Annotated in this window: 21 protein-coding genes, 1 tRNA gene and 2 pseudogenes; 17 read left to right on the forward strand and 7 right to left on the reverse strand. The window is 66.7% G+C overall.

The window, feature by feature from the left end; translation table 11 throughout:
• Positions 1 to 173 precede the first annotated feature (173 nt).
• From G4G31_RS21135 to G4G31_RS21145, 3 genes are all read left to right on the forward strand, one after another.
• Positions 174 to 1,430, forward strand: a complete 1,257-nt coding sequence (locus tag G4G31_RS21135; RefSeq protein WP_182989263.1) for a DUF2863 family protein — start codon at positions 174 to 176, stop codon at positions 1,428 to 1,430.
• A gap of 95 nt (positions 1,431 to 1,525) precedes the next feature.
• Positions 1,526 to 1,759 (forward strand): hypothetical protein, encoded by a 234-nt coding sequence (locus tag G4G31_RS21140; RefSeq protein WP_182989264.1) that lies wholly within the window; start codon positions 1,526 to 1,528, stop codon positions 1,757 to 1,759.
• 154 nt (positions 1,760 to 1,913) lie between these two features.
• The gene (locus tag G4G31_RS21145; protein WP_182989265.1) at positions 1,914 to 2,582 is read left to right on the forward strand and encodes a hypothetical protein; all 669 of its coding nucleotides are present in this window, start codon (positions 1,914 to 1,916) and stop codon (positions 2,580 to 2,582) included.
• Here G4G31_RS21145 and G4G31_RS21150 read toward each other — a convergent pair.
• Positions 2,572 to 3,414 (reverse strand): serine hydrolase, encoded by an 843-nt coding sequence (locus tag G4G31_RS21150; protein WP_229425164.1) that lies wholly within the window; start codon positions 3,412 to 3,414, stop codon positions 2,572 to 2,574. The two genes, G4G31_RS21145 and G4G31_RS21150, sit on opposite strands and share 11 nt — an antisense overlap.
• A 118-nt stretch (positions 3,415 to 3,532) precedes the next feature.
• On the opposite strand from G4G31_RS21150, the gene G4G31_RS27035 reads away from it, so the two are divergent.
• Positions 3,533 to 3,736 (forward strand): hypothetical protein, encoded by a 204-nt coding sequence (locus G4G31_RS27035; RefSeq protein WP_229425165.1) that lies wholly within the window; start codon positions 3,533 to 3,535, stop codon positions 3,734 to 3,736.
• A gap of 8 nt (positions 3,737 to 3,744) precedes the next feature.
• On the opposite strand, the gene G4G31_RS21155 is transcribed toward G4G31_RS27035, so the two are convergent.
• The 4 genes from G4G31_RS21155 to G4G31_RS21170 form a co-directional block, all read right to left on the reverse strand.
• Positions 3,745 to 4,221, reverse strand: coding sequence for a CYTH domain-containing protein (locus tag G4G31_RS21155; RefSeq protein ID WP_182989266.1), 477 nt, complete (start codon positions 4,219 to 4,221; stop codon positions 3,745 to 3,747).
• The gene (locus tag G4G31_RS21160; RefSeq protein ID WP_182989267.1) at positions 4,222 to 5,346 is read right to left on the reverse strand and encodes a carboxypeptidase family protein; all 1,125 of its coding nucleotides are present in this window, start codon (positions 5,344 to 5,346) and stop codon (positions 4,222 to 4,224) included.
• A 123-nt stretch (positions 5,347 to 5,469) separates the two neighbouring features.
• Positions 5,470 to 5,871, reverse strand: coding sequence for a hypothetical protein (locus tag G4G31_RS21165; RefSeq protein WP_229425166.1), 402 nt, complete (start codon positions 5,869 to 5,871; stop codon positions 5,470 to 5,472).
• A 155-nt stretch (positions 5,872 to 6,026) separates the two neighbouring features.
• Positions 6,027 to 6,320, reverse strand: coding sequence for a KGG domain-containing protein (locus G4G31_RS21170; protein WP_182989268.1), 294 nt, complete (start codon positions 6,318 to 6,320; stop codon positions 6,027 to 6,029).
• A 353-nt stretch (positions 6,321 to 6,673) separates the two neighbouring features.
• Between G4G31_RS21170 and G4G31_RS21175 the strand changes: the two genes are divergently transcribed.
• The 13 genes and pseudogenes from G4G31_RS21175 (at position 6,674) to G4G31_RS29495 (ending at position 15,942) form a co-directional block, all read left to right on the forward strand.
• Positions 6,674 to 7,732: a hypothetical protein gene (locus G4G31_RS21175; RefSeq protein WP_182989269.1), complete on the forward strand. Its 1,059-nt coding sequence runs from the start codon at positions 6,674 to 6,676 to the stop codon at positions 7,730 to 7,732.
• A gap of 300 nt (positions 7,733 to 8,032) precedes the next feature.
• Positions 8,033 to 9,070: an ABC transporter transmembrane domain-containing protein gene (locus G4G31_RS27040; RefSeq protein ID WP_229425167.1), complete on the forward strand. Its 1,038-nt coding sequence runs from the start codon at positions 8,033 to 8,035 to the stop codon at positions 9,068 to 9,070.
• The gene (locus G4G31_RS27045; protein ID WP_229425168.1) at positions 9,030 to 9,815 is read left to right on the forward strand and encodes an ATP-binding cassette domain-containing protein; all 786 of its coding nucleotides are present in this window, start codon (positions 9,030 to 9,032) and stop codon (positions 9,813 to 9,815) included. The genes G4G31_RS27040 and G4G31_RS27045 overlap by 41 nt, the downstream gene beginning before the upstream one ends.
• 191 nt (positions 9,816 to 10,006) lie before the next feature.
• Positions 10,007 to 10,144: pseudogene (locus G4G31_RS29490) on the forward strand (glycosyltransferase); the annotation flags it as partial.
• Between the two features lie 648 nt (positions 10,145 to 10,792).
• A complete protein-coding gene (locus G4G31_RS27050; protein WP_229425170.1) occupies positions 10,793 to 10,945 on the forward strand; it encodes a hypothetical protein in 153 nt (50 codons plus the stop codon).
• 7 nt (positions 10,946 to 10,952) lie between these two features.
• Positions 10,953 to 11,936: a glycosyltransferase family 4 protein gene (locus G4G31_RS21190; RefSeq protein ID WP_182989271.1), complete on the forward strand. Its 984-nt coding sequence runs from the start codon at positions 10,953 to 10,955 to the stop codon at positions 11,934 to 11,936.
• Positions 11,933 to 12,514: pseudogene (locus tag G4G31_RS27055) on the forward strand (glycosyltransferase); the annotation flags it as partial. The gene G4G31_RS21190 and the pseudogene G4G31_RS27055, both read left to right, overlap by 4 nt.
• 190 nt (positions 12,515 to 12,704) lie before the next feature.
• On the forward strand, positions 12,705 to 13,244 hold the full coding sequence (locus G4G31_RS27060) for a glycosyltransferase (RefSeq protein ID WP_229425653.1): 540 nt from the start codon (positions 12,705 to 12,707) through the stop codon (positions 13,242 to 13,244).
• Positions 13,245 to 13,252: 8 nt separating this feature from the next.
• Positions 13,253 to 14,044, forward strand: a complete 792-nt coding sequence (locus G4G31_RS21200; protein WP_182989272.1) for an SDR family oxidoreductase — start codon at positions 13,253 to 13,255, stop codon at positions 14,042 to 14,044.
• 1 nt (position 14,045) lies between these two features.
• The gene (locus G4G31_RS21205; protein ID WP_182989273.1) at positions 14,046 to 14,606 is read left to right on the forward strand and encodes an HAD-IIIA family hydrolase; all 561 of its coding nucleotides are present in this window, start codon (positions 14,046 to 14,048) and stop codon (positions 14,604 to 14,606) included.
• A 3-nt stretch (positions 14,607 to 14,609) separates the two neighbouring features.
• Positions 14,610 to 14,771: a hypothetical protein gene (locus tag G4G31_RS21210; RefSeq protein ID WP_182989274.1), complete on the forward strand. Its 162-nt coding sequence runs from the start codon at positions 14,610 to 14,612 to the stop codon at positions 14,769 to 14,771.
• Complete coding sequence (locus tag G4G31_RS21215; protein WP_202033665.1) at positions 14,768 to 15,595, forward strand: glycosyltransferase family 9 protein; 828 nt, start codon at positions 14,768 to 14,770, stop codon at positions 15,593 to 15,595. Before G4G31_RS21210 ends, G4G31_RS21215 begins: the two co-directional genes overlap by 4 nt.
• Positions 15,550 to 15,942, forward strand: coding sequence for a glycosyltransferase family 9 protein (locus G4G31_RS29495; RefSeq protein WP_374011329.1), 393 nt, complete (start codon positions 15,550 to 15,552; stop codon positions 15,940 to 15,942). Before G4G31_RS21215 ends, G4G31_RS29495 begins: the two co-directional genes overlap by 46 nt.
• Before the next feature lie 36 nt (positions 15,943 to 15,978).
• Here G4G31_RS29495 and G4G31_RS24655 read toward each other — a convergent pair whose 3' ends face one another.
• A complete protein-coding gene (locus G4G31_RS24655) occupies positions 15,979 to 16,599 on the reverse strand; it encodes an SGNH/GDSL hydrolase family protein (RefSeq protein ID WP_202033666.1) in 621 nt (206 codons plus the stop codon).
• A gap of 1,072 nt (positions 16,600 to 17,671) precedes the next feature.
• A tRNA-Pro gene (locus tag G4G31_RS21225) sits at positions 17,672 to 17,748 on the reverse strand.
• Between the last annotated feature and the right edge of the window lie 98 nt (positions 17,749 to 17,846).

Here is a 17,846-nt window from a genome sequence, read left to right on the forward strand (position 1 = left end):
CCACGCTTCTGCTGCCTGCGCGAACGCCCGGCGCCGCTCCTTGCGCCCTCCCCTTGCCCTTCCCGCGTGTTCATGGCATGTAGCCGAATCAACTACAATACCGGGGATATAGGTTTATCATTGACCCCTTGGACTTACGATCCTCACCTTTACAAAGAGACTCTTTCAGCGCCATGCGTCGTCCCTCCAAAGATTCATCCAACAAACTTTCCGCAGAAAGCCAGCGCCTTTCCAGCATTGCCCAGGCCATCGTGCAGTCTGCCAGCCGCGTTGAAGAACGGACCTGGGAGCGCCACCTGGACACGCAGCTGCAAAAACTGCTCAAGACCAATCACCAGGAAAGCATCGACGCCGCACTCAACGCCCTGTTCAAGGACGACCTGGCCGCCTACGACGTGCTGATGGACGGCGTCGAGGCCGTCAGCGAATCGTCGACCATGGTCGAGCAGCAGGACGGCGCCGACGTCGCCTGGCAAGCCCTGCTGGTGGCCGCGCCCATCCTCGCCTGGACCCGTTTCTCCATCGGCTCGGGCACGATCCCCGCGGACTTGCTCACCACCCTGTCGGCGCATTTCTCGGCTCACCTGCTGGCCGAAGGCGTGCAGATGTCGATGGCGCCGACGCTGTACGCGATCGACCAGCTGCCGCGCAGCCATGCCGAGACCTATGCGCTGACCCACAAGCTGGCCCAGGCTGCGCACAAGGGCGGCGGCGTCAAGCCGGCGGTGCGCACGCCGGAAACGGCGCCCTTCCTGGCCGATACCCGCTACCTGCTGGTCGCCGTCGTCGCGCCCGCGGGCGCACCGCTGTTCCGCTGGCAGGAGCCTCAGCACCATATGCACGTCGAAACCGAGCGCGCCAATGCACTGGCCGCCTGGCGCGAGCAGGCCACCAGCAACGTGGCACGCCTGCTGCCGGGCTGCGGCGTCGAACTGCTGCTGCCGGAAGCGTATTACGTGGCCTGCCGCGAAGCGGACAAGGCCATCCGTCCGGTGTCGATCCGCGCCGCCGTGCACTACCTGACCAACACGCTCGACCTGGAAGCGTCGGACCTGCGCGCCGTGATCGCCGGTTTCGGCGAAGAGCCGGCCGACGGCCAGATCGACGAGTACCGCGTCGGCTTCACGCTGCGCCAGAGTTCCGAGGTGGTGTATGGCATCGTCTGGCCCTTGTATGGCCAGGAAGACGAGGAAGGCACGCCGGCCGACGGGCTTGAAGCCGGCCTGCTGCCAGCACCCTTGAGCCCGATCGACGAGATTGTCGCCCTGCTGAACGAGGCCGGTGTCACCCACATCAAACGCATCAACGAGCGCTACGTTGCCGAGTATTGCGACGACTGCGGCGCGCCCCTGTTCGCCGATCCGGTCGGCGACCTGGTGCATGCGGAAATGCCGGAAGACACCCCGGCCGGTACCGAGCACTTCCATTGATCGGCGGGCGGTGCCTTGCCGGGCGCCGTGGAGTCCTGCGCGCGTGAGTACCAGCTTTCTCGGGTTCGCCCCCGGTCCTGCTACTTGCAATCGCAGTGCTTTACAGTCACTTTTCAGGCAACGACAAGGCAGCCTTCCTCGTGTTGTTCGTGCTCGCACTCGATGCCGTTTGGGTGCTGATATTGCTGGCCAGGGCGCTGGGCGGGCGGGCGCCCGGTGCGCTGCGCCATCTGAGGCTCGCGATCCTCCCTGTCCTGTATGGCATGGTTGTTCTGACGCTGGCGCGCCTCGGCCTGGTGGACCAGGCCTTGTTCCTCGGTTTTCGGTGACCTGTCGCGTCGGGAGACACCATGTCTCGACCGGCTGGGCAACGCGGCCAGCATAGGGCCTGTCGCGGCCGGCCGGGCATTGTCCCGTCCAAGAAATTCCCACGAGCAATCATCGCAGTGCATAATCGGCAGGTTTTCAATACCGACCTTGCCCATGATGAAGTCCTGTTTCCTTGCCGCGCTCACCGCCGCAGCCTTCTGCTGCAGCCCGCTCATGGCCGCCGAAGGCACGCCCTTCCAGATCGATCAGTCGCAGCAACGCCTGTCAAACGAGGCCATGGCTTCGCTGCAGGAACAGTTGAAGGTGATCGAATCCGTCGGGCTGCCGCCACAGGTGCTGGCGGCGATGAAACGCACGGTGGTCGTGGTCGATCCGGACCTGCGCGACGGGCAACTTGGCGCCTTTGCCGTCCGCCGCGGCGTCGGCGCCGTGCGCGTTCGTCCGATGGTGTTCGAAGCGGACCGGCCGGTCCTGCTGCATGAATTCCTGCACGCCTACCACGTCAACGTCCTGGGCCGCGACCGGCCGGAGATCAGGCAGGCTTATACCCAGGTGATGGCGTCGAACGTCTTCCCGCCCCTTTTCCGCTCGGCGCACTTCCTCGAGAACGAGAAGGAATTCTTCGCCGTCACGGCCGTCATCTACCTGTTCGGCGATATCCGCCAGCCGCCTTTCCGCTGCGCGGCCCTGGCCAGGCTCGATGCGGCCTACCTGGCCTTCCTGGGCGCCCAGTTTGGACCCGGCGTGTGTGGCATGGGGCGTGCGCAGGTGCCTGGTAGCGCCGATGCCGGCGATCCGGGCGCAGGCGCGCTCAGCGAATAGCCGCGATCACCCGCCTGGTGAACTCGGCGGCATTGCCGCCATGCCAGCGCCAGACCACCACCAGGTCGTGGTCGGGCGAGACGACGATCGTGTTGCTGCCGGCACCGAGTGCCGCGAAGGCGTTGGCCGGCAGGCCCGGCAAGGTCTTGCCCCCGGTGTTGAGCCACCACAGGTAGCCATAGTCCGGACCATGCGCGCTCGGCGTCAAGGCTTCCTTCACATAGCTTGACGGCAGCACGGTACGGCCGTTCCATTGACCGCCGCGCAGCCACAGGTAGCCGAAACGCGCCATGTCCCAGGAATCGATCCACATGCCGCCACCCCAGCGCGTGCCGCCACTGACCGATGGCACCTGCTTGCCGTGCAGGTCCACATAGCTGTTGTGGTAAGGCACCCACTTCCAGCTGTTCGAGGCGCCGATCACGTCCATCACCTGTTCCTGGAACACTTCCGGCAAGGGCTTGTCGAACACGCGCAGCAGCGACAGGGCGAAACGGTTGATGCGCACGTCGTTGTACTCGTAGTGGCTGCCCGGCGCCCCGAGCGTGCGCGGCTTGCGTTCGCCCGCACCGAACGCCGCTTTGCCGACGAAATCGGCATCCTTGCCCCACATGCTGCCTTCCCACTCGCTTTCCTGTTGCAGGTGCTGCTTCCAGGTGACGGAGGCATTGTGGGCGGACGCGTAGCCGCCGTCCTGCACGCGCGCGGCCACCGGTTCGTCGAGCTTGCCGATGCGTCCGTCGCGCTGGGCAACGCCCGCCAGCGTCGAGAGCATGCTCTTGGCCACCGAATAGGTCGGGTCGACGAAGCTGGTATCGCCGAACTCGGCCACCACATAGCCCCTTGTAGATCACCAGGCCATTCGTGCGGGCGCGCCGCGTCGGCATGGAACCGAGACGGGTGCCAAAGGTCGCTTCCTGGTCGGAAAAATCAAGCGCGCGTTCGGTTTCGTGCGCCTGCGCGTAGGCGACGGCCGCGACCAGGGCGGCCGGATCCATGCCGAGCGCGGCGGGCTGCTTGCGTGCCCAGTCCCCGGCCGGCGGGAAGTAGCCCGGCCTGGCGACGGCACGCTTGATGACGCCGGCGGGCGCGGCAGCGGCAGTACCCACAGCGAGGACCAGGGCAAGGCTGGAGACGAGCGCGGTGCGCCTTGAAACGAGGGTCATGCGTGGTCCTTCCAGGTGGAATACGGCTGGCGTATCAGGTTCGAATTGAAGTAGCGGGCGTCGCTTGTCACTTCGCGGCCGACCCAGTCGGGCTGCTCGAAGGCCTCGTTCTCCGAAGCGAGTTCGATCTCGGCCACCACCAAGCCCGCGTTCACGCCAAGAAACTCGTCGACTTCCCAGGTATGGGCACCAACGCGGAGGCGGCGGCGGTATTTTTCGACCAGAGGCTGCTGGCACAGGCCATCGAGCAGTTCAGCCGCTTCCGGCACGGGAATCGGATATTCCCACTCGCCCCGCGTTGCGCCCCGGCTCTTGCCCTTGATCGTGAGGAAAGCCCGCTCGCCGTCGATGCGCACGCGCACCACGCGTTCGGGATCGGCGCTGAGGTAGCCCTGGCGCAGCAGCACGGGCTCGGCCAGGTCGCGCCAGGCTTCGCCCCGCACCAGGAACTTGCGTTCGATCTCGACGCCCATTTACTGGTCCAGCGATTGCAGGATCGGCTGCAGCATGGCCGCACCCAGCGCCGCGCTGCGCGCACCGTTCCAGCCCGTGTAGGGATTGGGCAAATCGGCGTTGTCCTTGAACGGCATTTCCAGCGTCAGCGACAGGCACTTGAAGGTGTGGCCGATGTATTTCGATGCCAGGGTCAGCAGTTCTTCGTTGTACTTGCTGGCAGCATAACCATGGACGTTCTGGAAGTCGGGACTGGCCGCCATGTACTGCGCGACAAAGGCTTTCTGGCGCGCCTCGCGTTCCGGCGTGAAATCGGCCAGCATCTCGTTGCCGGCCACGAAGTTGTAGGGCAGCGCCTCGTCGCCATGGATGTCGAAGAACATGTCGACCCCTAGCTCGTGGATCTTGTTCTTCACGCACAGCACTTCCGGGCTGCGCTCCGGCGTCGGGTTCATCCACTCACGGTTCAGGTTGGCACCGGCGGCATTCGTGCGCAGGTTGCCGCGCACGGAGCCGTCCGGATTCATGTTCGGCACGATGTAGAAGACGGCGCGTTGCAGGAGCTTGTTGGCGATCGGATTGGCGTCGTCGAGCAGCGCATCCATCATGCCTTCGACGAACCATTCGGCCATCGTTTCGCCCGGGTGCTGGCGCGCGATGACCCAGATCTTCTTCTCCGCCTGCGGGTTGCCGATCACGACCAGGTTCATGTCGCGGCCGTCGAGCGTGGTGCCGATGTCATGCACGCGCGCGATCGGATTTTCGGCCACTTCGCCCAGCAGGCGCAGGTGGCGCTCCCAGGTGTAGGGCTCGAAATAGGCGTAATAGATGCTGTCGAGTTCAGGCGTGTGCCTGACCGTCATGACCTGGCCGTCAAAGCTGGTCGGTACCCGGAACCAGTTCTCGGTGTCGTAGCTGGCCGCGACCTGGTAGCCTTCGAAACCCTTGGGATAGGTGGCCTGGCCGGCATTCAGAAAACGGATCGTGCATGCCTGGCCACGCGCGCCCTGCAGGCGGAAGTGAAACCACTGGTGGATATCGGCGTTGTTGTCGCGGCGCAGGTTCAGATCGATCTGCTGCGCGCTCTGTGCGGACACGACCTCGATGGCACCCGAGTCGAAATGCTGGCTGATTTTGATAGGCATGCTGATCCTCTTGTTGGCCTGGTCACAAAGAAGAGAATCATAACGGATTTGCCGTGCCCGACGAAACTGCACGGCAGCACCGCACGGTCGCCGGCGCCACCCTGCGGCCAGGCCTGCGCGGTATCAGGCGTCGAGGTCGATCAGCTCGCGGCTGTACAGCACCAGGATCTGGCGCATCAGTTCGACGTTGCTGCGGTCGAGGATCACGACCACGTCGGGGCCCTGCTCCATCGTGAAGGCCATGCGCAGCTTGCCCGGCAGTTCACGGCAATTCAGGTAGAGCGCGCGTCGGTTCGCCGGATTGCGCCAGTCCTGCTCGGCGATGACGGGCGGTGCCGGCGGCGGTTGCAGGGTCGGGTCCTGGTTGACCGGCAGGTGCTTGAGCAGCCAGAACACGATACTTGCCGGAATATGCAGGCCAATGTCGGCGGCGCCCTGGTTGGAGAACTTGACGAGCAGCGAGTTGCCGACCTTGTCGCACGACATGGCCAGGCTTTTCACTTGACGAATGACCTCTTGTTTCACGACGATAATCCTTGCGGGTTGGTTGAAAAGGCGCAGCGATTCTACCCCATCCCCTGCACGATTTGTGTACGTTCGGAAATAAAACAGGGAGCTCGCGGCTCCCCGTTTCTTTCCTGCCGCACCGTCACGCGGACGGTGCACAAGCGCGTGGTCGCTTACTCTTTCGAGCCGCGGCTGCCGCCTTTCGACGAGCTGCGCGAGCTGCTGCCCGAGCCTGCGTTTGCCGACTGGCGGTTGCCATGGCTCATGCTGCCGGCGCGGCGCGCTTCTTCGGAAGTGAATTCGTGTGCAGTGCCTTTCTGGTGAGCGGCCTTGCCGCCCTGGCTGGCGATTTCGCGCTGGCGCTGCGGATCCATCGATGCGAAACCACGGTTGCGGGTGCCGCCACCAGCGCTCTGGCTGTTGGACTGGTTGCCGCCTTGTTTGTTGCCTTGATTACTCGAAGCCATGATCGTGTTCTCCCTGTTCACTTGTAGAACCGCCGCGTCGTGCGGCAGGCTTTCCCTCCACTCACCCGCTCTCATGCCGATGAGCGATCGGATGAATTCATCTTAGGCATGCGAATTAGATGAGGGTATAGGACGTTTTCAGATGACTTTGTAGGACTTTAGGCGAAAGAAAATGCATGAGTGAAATAGCGCTTCCCCTGATCAATATACCCATCAGTTTTAGTCCTACACACTACCGCTGCGTCTTCCTATACTGAACCCACACGTGCGCGCGCATCATGGTGGAATCATGGGGCAAAGATCAGGCTTCAAGCAATAGCCCGCCCGCGAAATCGTTTTTGAAAGGAACAGACATGGACGCGAACCAACGCAGCGAAATGAATAACCAGACGAATAACGGCGCCAACGAAAAGTGGAACAAGAACGCCAAGGGCAAGACCGCACCGGACGCCCCGCTCGACCACACCTATCCCCAAGGCGCATCGCAGCAGCAGGGCCACCAGGGCGTCGACCAGATGGGCACCCAGCAGAGCGGCATGGGGCCGGACGCGGCGGGCCGGGGCGAGCATTGGGAAATACCCGGCGGCTCGATGCAGTCGCAGCAGAACGGCGGCAGCGGCCCGGTCCAGGGGATTACCGACAGCCACCAGCGCCAGATGGAACAGCATTCGTCTGCCTATGGCCAGCTGGAGCAGCCGGTAGGCCGCCGTCCCGCCGGCACCGGCACCTCGCTCCTCGATCTGCAAGGCGAACGCGCAGGCCATACCGATGCCACCAACCGCATGAATCCCCAGGACGCGCGCCAGCCTGAACTGCAGGGCGGCTCGCTCGGCCACCATCATGGCGTGGGCATGTCGATGCAGTCCGATACCAGCGGCCAGTCGCAGCAGCGCGGCGGGTACAGCAGCGGCACGGGCAGCGCCGGCATGACGGGAGGTCCGGGCGCCGCGGGTGCCACATCGAGCACCGACCGCGGCGGCTCGCAGACAGGTGCCGGCGGACGCGAGACCGGTACCACGGGACGCCAGCCGCACGATCCGGGCACCAGCCTGCAGCAGGAACCGAATGCCGTGCGCGAATCGAACGAGGGACGCGGCATGCCGGCCAGCCCCGGCAACAACGACCCGCAGAACGCGAACGGCGGCTGGCGCGATGCGTCCGCTGCGCGCGCAGACGAAGACATCGTGCACGAATCGAACGACATGGCCGGCGGCCTGCCGCGCAGCCCGGGCAACACCGGTTCGCGCGGCGATGATCCGGGCTGGCGCGCCGGTGCCGGCGCCCAGCAGGACCAGCCCGGCGTGCACGATTCGAACGACGCCGCTGGTGGCTATCCGAAGAGCCCGGCCGGTGCCAACCGCCTGGCTGGCGACCGCAAGATGGACGACGACACCGGTTTTTCGCGCGGCTGACCAGGGCGTGGCGGGCGCGCACGGCACATGTTGCCGGCGCGCCAGTGCGCCCTGCCGGGCTGCGGCCGGTGCATCCCGTGCGTACCGGCTGCAGCAATTCCGCGCGCTCCGCCGTAGGACTGATCCTTCTCATTCAATGCAATGTCCCGTCGCGATACCGGCGACGGCGCGCGCGCTTGTCGTGGCACTGCCTGGCGGGTTCCCGAAAAAAACTGAGCCGTACTTGACCCAGCACAGCTAGGGGATGTAACCCAGGCGTTCCATACCTGTCCAACGACCATCGTCTTCGAGGATCGGTCAATGGCGGGCGCTACCGGCAACAATGGGCAAACACGCATCAGCACCGAACTCTGGCAGGTGCTGGCCCGGCACCGTCCACGCATTGCCGCCGCCGTCGGCCTGCTGTTGCTGGCGAAACTCGCCACCGTGGCGGTGCCGCTGCTGCTCAAGCGCATCATCGATGCCTTTCCCGCTGGCGCCATGCCGCTGCATTTGCCCGTTTACCTGCTTGCGGGCTATGCCGTACTGCGCTTTTCGGCAACGCTGTTCAACGAGTGGCGCGACCTGCTGTTCGTACGCGTCACGCTCGGCGCCGTCTCCGCCTACGCCCAGAAGACCTTCCGCCACCTGCATGCGCTCGGCCCGCGCTTCCATGCGCGGCGCAAGCTCGGCAGCTTGCTGCCCGACATCGACCGCGGCACGGGCGGCATCGCCTTCCTGCTCGGCGTCGGACTGTTCACGATCGTCCCCACCCTGGTCGAGATCATCCTCGTGCTGGCCATCATGCTCAGCCGCTACGAGGCCGGCTTCGCCGCCATCATCCTCGTCACCTTCCTCGTCTACACCGGCTTCACGCTGGTCTTCACCGCGCGCCGCGTCGTCTACCAGCGCCGCGTCAACAAGCTCGATTCGCGCGCCAAGGGGCAGCTGGCCGATAGCCTGATCAACTACGAAACCGTCAGGAATTTCGGCAACGAAGCCTTCGAGGCGGGCCGCTTCGCTGCCATCATGGACGACTGGCGCGGCGCCGGCATCGGCAACCAGCGCGCCCTGTTCACGCTGCACGTGGGCCAGAGCGCGATCATCGCCGTGGGCGTCGCCGCCATCATGCTGCTGGCCGGCCAGGCCGTGCTGGCGGGCCGCATGAGCGTGGGCGACCTCGTCCTGATCAATGCCTATGCGCTGCAGGTCTGCCTGCCCCTGAATGCCCTCGGCTTCGTCTACCGCGAGGCGCGCGACGCCTGGGTCAACGCCGAGCGCCTGTTCGAACTGCTGCGCGAGCGGCCGGAAATCCGGGATGCGCCACAGGGCGCCGCCGCTACGCGCCGGCCCCGGTGAAGTCGTGTTCGACCACCTGAGCTTTCACTACGAACCCGAGCGCCCGGTTCTGGTCGATCTCAACCTGCGCATTCCGGCCGGCACCACGCTGGCCGTGGTCGGGCGCAGCGGCTCGGGCAAGTCGACCCTGGCGCGCCTGCTGCTGCGCTATTACGAACCGTCCAGCGGGCGCATCCTCATCGACGGCCAGGACATCCGCGGCGTCACGGCGGCCAGCCTGCGCGCAGCGATCGGCGTGGTGCCGCAGGACACCGCCCTGTTCAACGACACGCTCGGCAACAACATCGCCTACGGGCGCATCGGCAGCACGCGCGAGGAAGTCGTCTTGGCCTGCCGCGCCGCCCAGCTGCACGAGCTGATCGCCGCCCTGCCGCAGGAGTACGACACCCCCGTGGGCGAGCGCGGCGTGAACATCTCGGGCGGTGAGAAGCAGCGCATTGCGATTGCCCGCGCCATCCTGAAAAATCCGCCCATCCTGATTTTCGACGAAGCGACGTCTGCACTTGATTCAGATTCAGAGCACGCGATCACGCAGGAACTCGACCGTTTGTCGCGCAATCGAACCACTCTCATCATCGCGCACCGGCTCTCGACGATCGTCAACGCCCACCTCATCGTCGTCATGGAGCGCGGCCGCATCGTCGAAACCGGCAACCACACCGAGCTGCTGCGCCGCAAGGGCTTGTACGCGAGGTTGTGGCTGCTGCAGCAGCGGATGGACGAGGACATGGTTCCAGGGGAGTAATTCAAAGCGTCTGGCAAAACCGCTATGGCAAGGCGGCGACGAAGACAGTACGACGGGTACGGCAAGGAGCTGCAACGCGGCGATGGCGGTTTTGCCGGCCGCTCTTAGTGGAGAGGAGCATGACCAGAACGACTTCTGCGACAACCAGCGGCACCATCCGCGTCTCGGTCGTGGTGCCCACCTGCGGCCGCATGGACCTGCTCGACCGCTGCCTCGATGCGCTCACCCGCCAGACGCTCGCGCCCGGCGCTTACGAGGTCATCGTCGTCGACGACGAGCCGAACCACAACACCCTGCACCTCGTGGCTGGCTGGCGCGCACGCACGCTCGAGCGCGGCCCGCGCCTGGTCTATCTGGCCAACGCCGGGACCCACGGGCTTGCCGCCGCCCCCGCAACCTCGGCTGGCGCGCGGCCCAGGCGCCGGTCGTCGCCTTTACCGGCGACGACGCCGTTCCCTCGGGTGCCTGGCTGGCCGAAGCGCTCGACCTGTTCAGCGACGACGTCGACGTCCTGTGCGGCGGCGTCGACGCGCCCCAGTCGGCGGCGCGTCATGGAGCGGCTCCGGCGCAGCCGTCCGTCACCCCGCCCACGCTGTGCCCGGCGAACTGTTTCTGCCGCAAGAGCGTGCTCGAAGCACTTGACGGATTCGACGAGCGCTTCTCGGAAGCCTGCCACGACGATGCCGACCTGCACTTCCGCCTGCTGGACGTCCATGCCCGCATCGTACACGCGCCGCAGGCACGGGTGGTACAGCCCGTGCTGCCCCCGCGCTGGGGCGAAAGCCTGGGGCAGGCACGGCGCGCGGTGTTCGACGCGCTGCTCTACAAGAAGCATCCACACCTGTACCGTGCCCACATCGGCGCGGCCCCGCCATGGGACGACTACCTCGCCACCGCCGCCCCTGCTCGTCACACTTGGCGCCTTTCTGTTCCGGCATGACGCCATCGCGATCCTCGCCGGCCTGGCCTGGCTGGGGTTGACGGCGCGCCTGTGCCGGCGCCGCCTGCACGGCCATACCCGCGGCGCCACCCATGTCGCCGAGATCGTCGTCACCTCGGCGCTGCTTCCCCCACTGGCGGTGTTCTGGCGCCTTGCCGGCGCCATCCGCTACCGCGTCCGTTTCACCTGAGGCTCCCATGCGCCGACTCAATGTCCTGACCTGGCACACCCACGGCAGCTACCTGTACTACCTGTCGCAGACGCCGCACGAATTCTTCGTCCTGTCCAAGCCCGGCCGTCCCCCAGGCTACGGCGGACGCTGCGGGCATATTCCCTGGGGCGACAACGTGCATGACCTGCCCGTCGACGCTGCGCGCGACATGGAATTCGACTGCATCCTGTTCCAGGACGACCATCAATGGGAGCACGACCAGTACGCCTGGCTGACGCCGGCCCAGCGCGCGCTGCCGCGCATCTATCTCGAGCACGATCCGCCACGCGCGCATCCGACCGACACGCCCCACCTGGTCGACGACCCGAACGTGCTGCTGGTGCACGTCACGCCATTCAATTGCCTGATGTGGGACAACCGGCGCACGCCGACGCGCGTCATCGAACACGGGGTCCTGATTCCCGATGGCGTGCGCTACCTCGGTGGGCTCGATCGCGGCCTCGTCATCAGTAACCATCTCGGGCGCCGCGGCCGGCGCATGGGTCCGGATCTCTTCCTCGCTGCGCGCGAGCAGGTACCGCTCGACCTGATCGGCATGACCGCCGAGGAGCTGGGCGGCATCGGCGAAGTGCAGCATGCGCAGCTGCCCGCCTTCGCCGCGCGCTACCGTTTCCTGTTCAGCCCCATCCGCTATTCCAGCCTGGGCCTGGCCGTGATCGAGGCGATGATGGTGGGCATGCCCGTGGTCGCGCTGGCGACGGCCGAAATGGCCACCGTCATCGACGACGGCGCCAACGGCTTTGCCGATACCCGCGTCGAACGGCTGGTCGACTGCATGCGCGAATTGCTGCGCAGTCCGTCGCTGGCGCGCGACCTCGGCCAGGCCGCGCGACGCCGTGCCCGGGAGCGATTCTCGATCGACCGCTTCAGCGCCGACTGGGATGCCGCGCTGCGCCATGTCACAGGCCACATGGCGCCTGCCATGGTGGCCAGCCGGGAGCGCCCATGAAACTGAACGAACACCCCGTTCACCCGGTCGGCGGCGTCCTGCGCCGCATTGCCCTCGTCAGCGACCACGCCTCGCCACTGGCGGCGCCCGGCAGCGTCGATTGCGGCGGCCAGAACGTCTACGTGGCCAACCTGGCGCGCGAACTGGCGCTGGCCGGCTATCTCGTCGACGTCTTCACCCGGCGCGACGCGCCGGCGCAAAAACGGCTGGTTGCGCTGTCCGACAACATTCGCGTCATCCATGTACCTGCCGGACCGCCACAGCATGTGCCGAAGGAGCAGATGCTGCCCTACATTCCGCAGTTCGCCCGCTTTGTCGCCCGCTTCGCGCGCCGCCAGCAAGCCCCCTACGACATCGTGCATGCGAACTTTTTCATGTCAGGCATGGTGGCCCAGCACCTGAAGCAGGAGCTCGGGATTCCCTTCGTGATCACTTTCCATGCGCTCGGCCAGGTCAGGCGCCTGGCACAAGGCGCGGCCGACGCCTTTCCTCCGGCGCGTGCACGCATCGAAAGCGCCCTGATGCGCCAGGCGGACCGCATCATCGCCGAGTGCACCCAGGACCGCCTCGACATGGAGCAGCTCTACGGCGCAACGCCGGCACGCATCACCATCGCACCCTGCGGATTCGACCCCGAAGAATTGTGGCCGGTGCCCCAGGCCCAGGCCCGTGGGCGTCTCGGCCTGCCGCCCGATCGTTTCATCGTCCTGCAGCTCGGCCGCATGGTGCCGCGCAAGGGTGTCGACACCGTGATCCGAGGGACTGGCAATGCTGCGCGAGCGCCACCATGTCGACGCCGAGCTGCTCGTGGTCGGCGGCGAACATGGCCAGCCGGGCGCCGCGAGCGACCCCGAACTGGCGCGCCTGCGCGCGCTGGCGCAGCAGCTCGGCGTGGAGGAGCAGGTGCGCTTTGTCGGACAGCAGCCGCGCGACGCCCTGCGCTACTACTACAGCGCCGCCAACGCCTTCGTCACCACGCCACGGTACGAGCCTTTCGGCATCACCCCGGTCGAGGCGATGGCCTGCGCCCGCCCCGTGATCGGTTCCGAAGTAGGCGGCATCAAGAGCACCGTGGTCGACGGCGTGACCGGCTTCCTGATCCCGTCGCGCGACCCGCGCGCCCTGGCCGAACGGCTTGCCCTGCTCGCCGCCGATCCGCCGCTCGCCAACCGGATGGGCGAAGAAGGCCTGCGCCGCGCCTACCGGCACTACACCTGGCGCTCGGTCGCCCAGCAGGCCGCCGCCATCTACGCGGCGGTACTCGCCGAATACCGCGCAGCTACCCCAACCAGCCTTCCCACCCTCTAGGAGCCACCATGGGATCGACGCAAGACCTTCGCCAAACGCAGCCGACGCAGCCGACGCAGGACGCCGTCGCCGCCGGTCACACGCTGCAAGGCAAGACCGCCTTCATCACCGGGGCCGCCAGCGGACTCGGCGCAGCGCTGGCCACCGTGCTGGCCGCGGCCGGCGCCGCCGTCGTCGCCACCGACATCCGCCCGGCGCAACTCGACGCCAGCACCGAGCGCCTGCGCCAGGCCGGAGCGCGCGTACACACGATCGGCTTCGACGTCGCCGACCCTGAAGCGGCGCGGCGTGCCATCACGGAAGCGGTCGACACCATGGGCCGCCTCGACATCCTCGTCAACAATGCCGGCACCGATGTCACCCTGCCGATCGCCGAGCTGTCCGAGGAAGACTGGCTGCGCGTCATCGACACCAACCTGAACGGCCCCTTCCTGCTGGCCAAGCATGCCAGCGCCCACATGCGCGCACAGGGTGGCGGCCACATCGTCAATGTCGCCTCGACCGCCGCCAAGCGCGCCTGGCCGAATGCCTCTGCCTACCATGCCAGCAAGTGGGGCCTGCTCGGGCTGTCGCATGCGCTGCATGCCGAACTGCGTCCCCACAACATTAAGGTCACCGCCGTCATCGCCGGCGGCATGCGCACGCCTTTCCTGCTCGAGCGCTTTCCCGAACTCGATCCGTCGGCGCTGCAGGACCCCGTTCATGTCGCCCAGGCCATCCTGGCAGTGCTCGCCATGCCGCCCGAGACCGTGATCCCGGAACTGACCGTGCTGCCGATGCGCGAAACTTCCTGGCCCTGACATGAAGGCCATCTTTCTCGACAAGGACGGCACGCTCGTCGACAACCTGCCCTATAACGTCGAGCCGCGCCGCATTCGCCTGAGCAGCGGAGCCGGCCCGGCCCTGCGCCTGCTGGCACGGCTCGACTATCGTTTCTTTGTCGTCAGCAACCAGTCCGGCATTGCCGAGGGCCGCTTTCCGGAAGAGGCGATGGTGGCCGTCGGCGACCGCCTGACGGACCTGCTGTTCCGGGAAAACCTGACGCTCGACGGTTTCTATTACTGTCCCCACCATCCGGGCGGCACCGTGGCGCCGTATGCGGTCGAGTGCCATTGCCGCAAGCCCTTGCCGGGCCTGTTGCTGAAGGCAGCCGCCCTGCATGACATCGACCTGCGCGCATCCTGGATGATCGGCGACATCCTCCATGACGTCGAGGCCGGCAACCGCGCCGGCTGCCGCACGGTCCTGCTCGACAACGGCAACGAAACCGAATGGCGGCTGGGACCGCGCCGCGTCCCGACCCGGATGGCGCCCGACCTGTACGCCGCGGCTGTCCTGATCGCCAGCCACCATGGAGCCTGACTGATGGCCGACAGCGCAGTACTCGCCAGCATCGGGACCGGCTGCATGGCACTCGACAGCACGGCAATCCACGTCATCGGGCCCGATGCCCCGGGGTTCGATGGCGTGGCGCCCGACGACATCGCGTTCGATAGCGTCAGGCTCGACGGCGCGAGGACAAGATGACGACGCCATGGCACACCGCGCGGCACCTGCTGTGCGTCCGGCTCGACTCGCTTGGCGATGTGCTGATGTGCACGCCGGCACTGCGCGCCCTGCGCGCGCAATATCCAGGACGCAGGCTTACCCTGCTGACCTCGCCATCGGGAGCGGCGCTGGCCCCCTATCTGGCCGACGTCGACACCGTCCTTGCCTACGAGGCGCCGTGGATGAAGAGCAGCGCGCCGGAGACTCGGGAGCATCACCTCGCGCTTGTCGAGGCACTGGCGGCACAGCGTTTCGACGGCGCCGTGATCTTCACCTGCTACAGCCAGAACGCCCTCCCCGCGGCACTGCTGTGCCAGCTGGCCGGCATTCCCCTGCGCGCGGCCTACTACCGCGAAAAACCCTACCAGCTGCTGACCGATGGGATCAGCGACCCGGAACCGGGTACGCTGGTGCGCCACGAAGTGCAGCGCCAGCTCGACCTGGTACGCCACCTCGGTGCCGAGACCGCCGACGAACGGCTGGCATTCACGCCGAAGCGCGAGGATGTGGCTAAGGTGCATGCGCAACTGCGCGCAGCCGGCATCGACCCGGCCGGACGCTGGTTCGCTTTGCACCCGGGCGCCAGCGCGCCGGCGCGGCGCTATCCGCAGCGCCACTGGAGCACGCTGCTGCACGAGCTGCAGGAACGCATCGGCTGCCCACTGGTACTGACCGGTGGCGCGCACGAACTGGAACTCATCGAAGGCATCGCGCGCCCGGCCGGCGCACGTGTCTACTCCTTTGCTGGCCGCCTGCACTGGGCGAACTCGGTGCCCTGCTGGCGCAGGCCTCGCTGGTCGTGAGCAACAACACGGGGCCGGCCCACATCGCCGCCGCCGTGGGCACCCCGGTGGTCGACTTGTACGCGCTGACCAATCCCCAGCACACGCCCTGGCGGGTGCCGAACCGGGTGCTCAACCACGACGTCGACTGCCGCTACTGCCACCGCAGCGTCTGCCCCGGGGCCACCACGACTGCATGGAAAAGCTGGCGCCCGCCCCGGTGGCCGAGGCCGTGTGCAGCCTGCTGGAACAGACGGAGCCTTATCGTATCCGGGAACCAGCCCTCGGCTGAGCCCGGCATGGAGACGCGACGGCAAATCACGGCGAAGCCGCCGGGGCACGGCTACCGGGACCAGCGCCCCCGGTAGCCGACCTGCTTCACGCGGCCTGTCGCCGTGGCCCGCTTACTTGCCCTGCTTCGCCGCAGCGGGTGCGCTTGACGCGACAGCGCCGCGGAACAAGTCGAGCGGAATCGCATTCGCCATTGCCTGCATGCCGAGGTCGTTCGGATGCAGGTGGTCGCCGCTGTCGTAGGCCGGCAGCATCCGCGTCGGGTGGGCCGGATCGCGCACCACGCGCTCGAAATCGATGACGGCATCGAATTCGTCGCTGCTCCGGATCCAGTTGTTCACCGCCTGGCGCACCGTTTCCTTCTCGGGTGTGTAATACCCCGGGAACACAGTGCCTTCAAAGGGCGTCAAGGTCGCGCCGTAGACAGGAATGCCCTTGGCATGGGCACGCGCGATCAACTGGCGATAGCCGGCGATCAGGTCTTGCGCGCTGACCGCTTCGCTCGCCGGAATGGTACCGGTGCCCGGGTGGCCGATGTCGTTGATGCCGATCAGGACGATCAGGTAGCGCAAGCCGGCAGTCGCCAGGACGTCGCGGTCGAAGCGTGCCAGTGCAGCGCGGCCGAACAACGGCTGCTCGCCCGGATCGCGCAGCAGGCGGTTGCCGCCGATGCCGCGGTTGACGATGCCGAGACGGCCGTTCAGGGGCGCGCAGCGCGGCGACAGCCCGGGCACCGGCCTGGTCGCGCGTTGTCTGCAGGCGCAGCGCCAGCAGGTCGGGCCAGCGGCGGTTGGCGTCGACGGTGGTGACGGCGCCGTCGGTAATCGAGTCGCCGAGCGCGACGATGGCACCGGCCCCGGGCGCGCTGACGTCCACTTCCGTCAGGAAGGGCCAGGACGTGGTGGTCCGCTGGGTCGGCAGCGTTTCGGCGTCGGTGAAGTTACCCGGCAGCGAAACATAATTGGTCTGGAAGGCGGAACCGTGGATGGTGGTGGCCTGCACCTGTCCAGGCAGGTACAGGCTCACGGCCAGGTCGGACAAGGCCGGCACGTCCAGGTCGACCGGGTCGGATAGCACCGGTGCCCCGGCGGGAATCGTGATCGATGGCGAGCCGCTGAAGGTCAGCACGCGGTCGGTGCCGGCAACGATCTGCGCACCGGCCCCGGCGCCGGTACTGCGGCGCGCGATATGGGACCGCACCGATCCGCAGCGGCGTCGCGCCGTGTTCGTTCGACACGCGGATGCGCACCTGGCTGCCGCCAATGCTGGTGTGGACGATCAGGCGCAGGGTCTGGTCGTTGAAGGTCTGCGTCTGCGCCGGCAGCGGCGGGCCTGCCGGGGCGGTCCCCCGGTGCCGACCCACTGCTGGCTGGGGTCCCGGGACTCGGCCCGCACCACGTTCGGCGCCGTGGCAAGGCTCGACAGGGCAATTGCGCCCGCCGCCAGTAGCGCACGGCGCGTCCGCCGCAGTGCCGCCAGCGATTCGCTGCGCGGGCGTAGCAGTTCGGACAAGGACAGCAACATCGTCTTCATCTTGAGGCTCCTCGAGTTGGATGCCGCCAGCGCCGCGGGCGCGGTCTGCGACAGCAGGCACCAATCTAGCGAGCCCGGCTGTGCCAAACAAGCCGGCCGCGGCACCGATCCTTGCGCTGGATCGCACTCAGGAGGGAAAACTGATGAGTATCGGGAACTTTCTTTAACAAGCGCAATAAAGGACGGTCCGCGGACCTGGCGGCAGACTGGGCGGGCGCCGCGCGCCCAAACGAAAAAGGCCAGCTCGAGAGCTGGCCTATCCGATGATTCTGTTGGTCGGGGCGAGAGGATTCGAACCTCCGACCCCTTGCACCCCATGCAAGTACGCTACCAGGCTGCGCTACGCCCCGACTAGCCAGCAATTATACCTGAGGCAGAAATTTTTTCTCAGGTTTTTATGGTCCCTCAGGCAAGTTTCCCTCATGCCCGCGATCAAAATCAAGCCAGA

It is taken from the genome of Massilia sp. Se16.2.3 (genome assembly GCF_014171595.1).
Classification (GTDB): Bacteria; Pseudomonadota; Gammaproteobacteria; order Burkholderiales; family Burkholderiaceae_D; genus Telluria.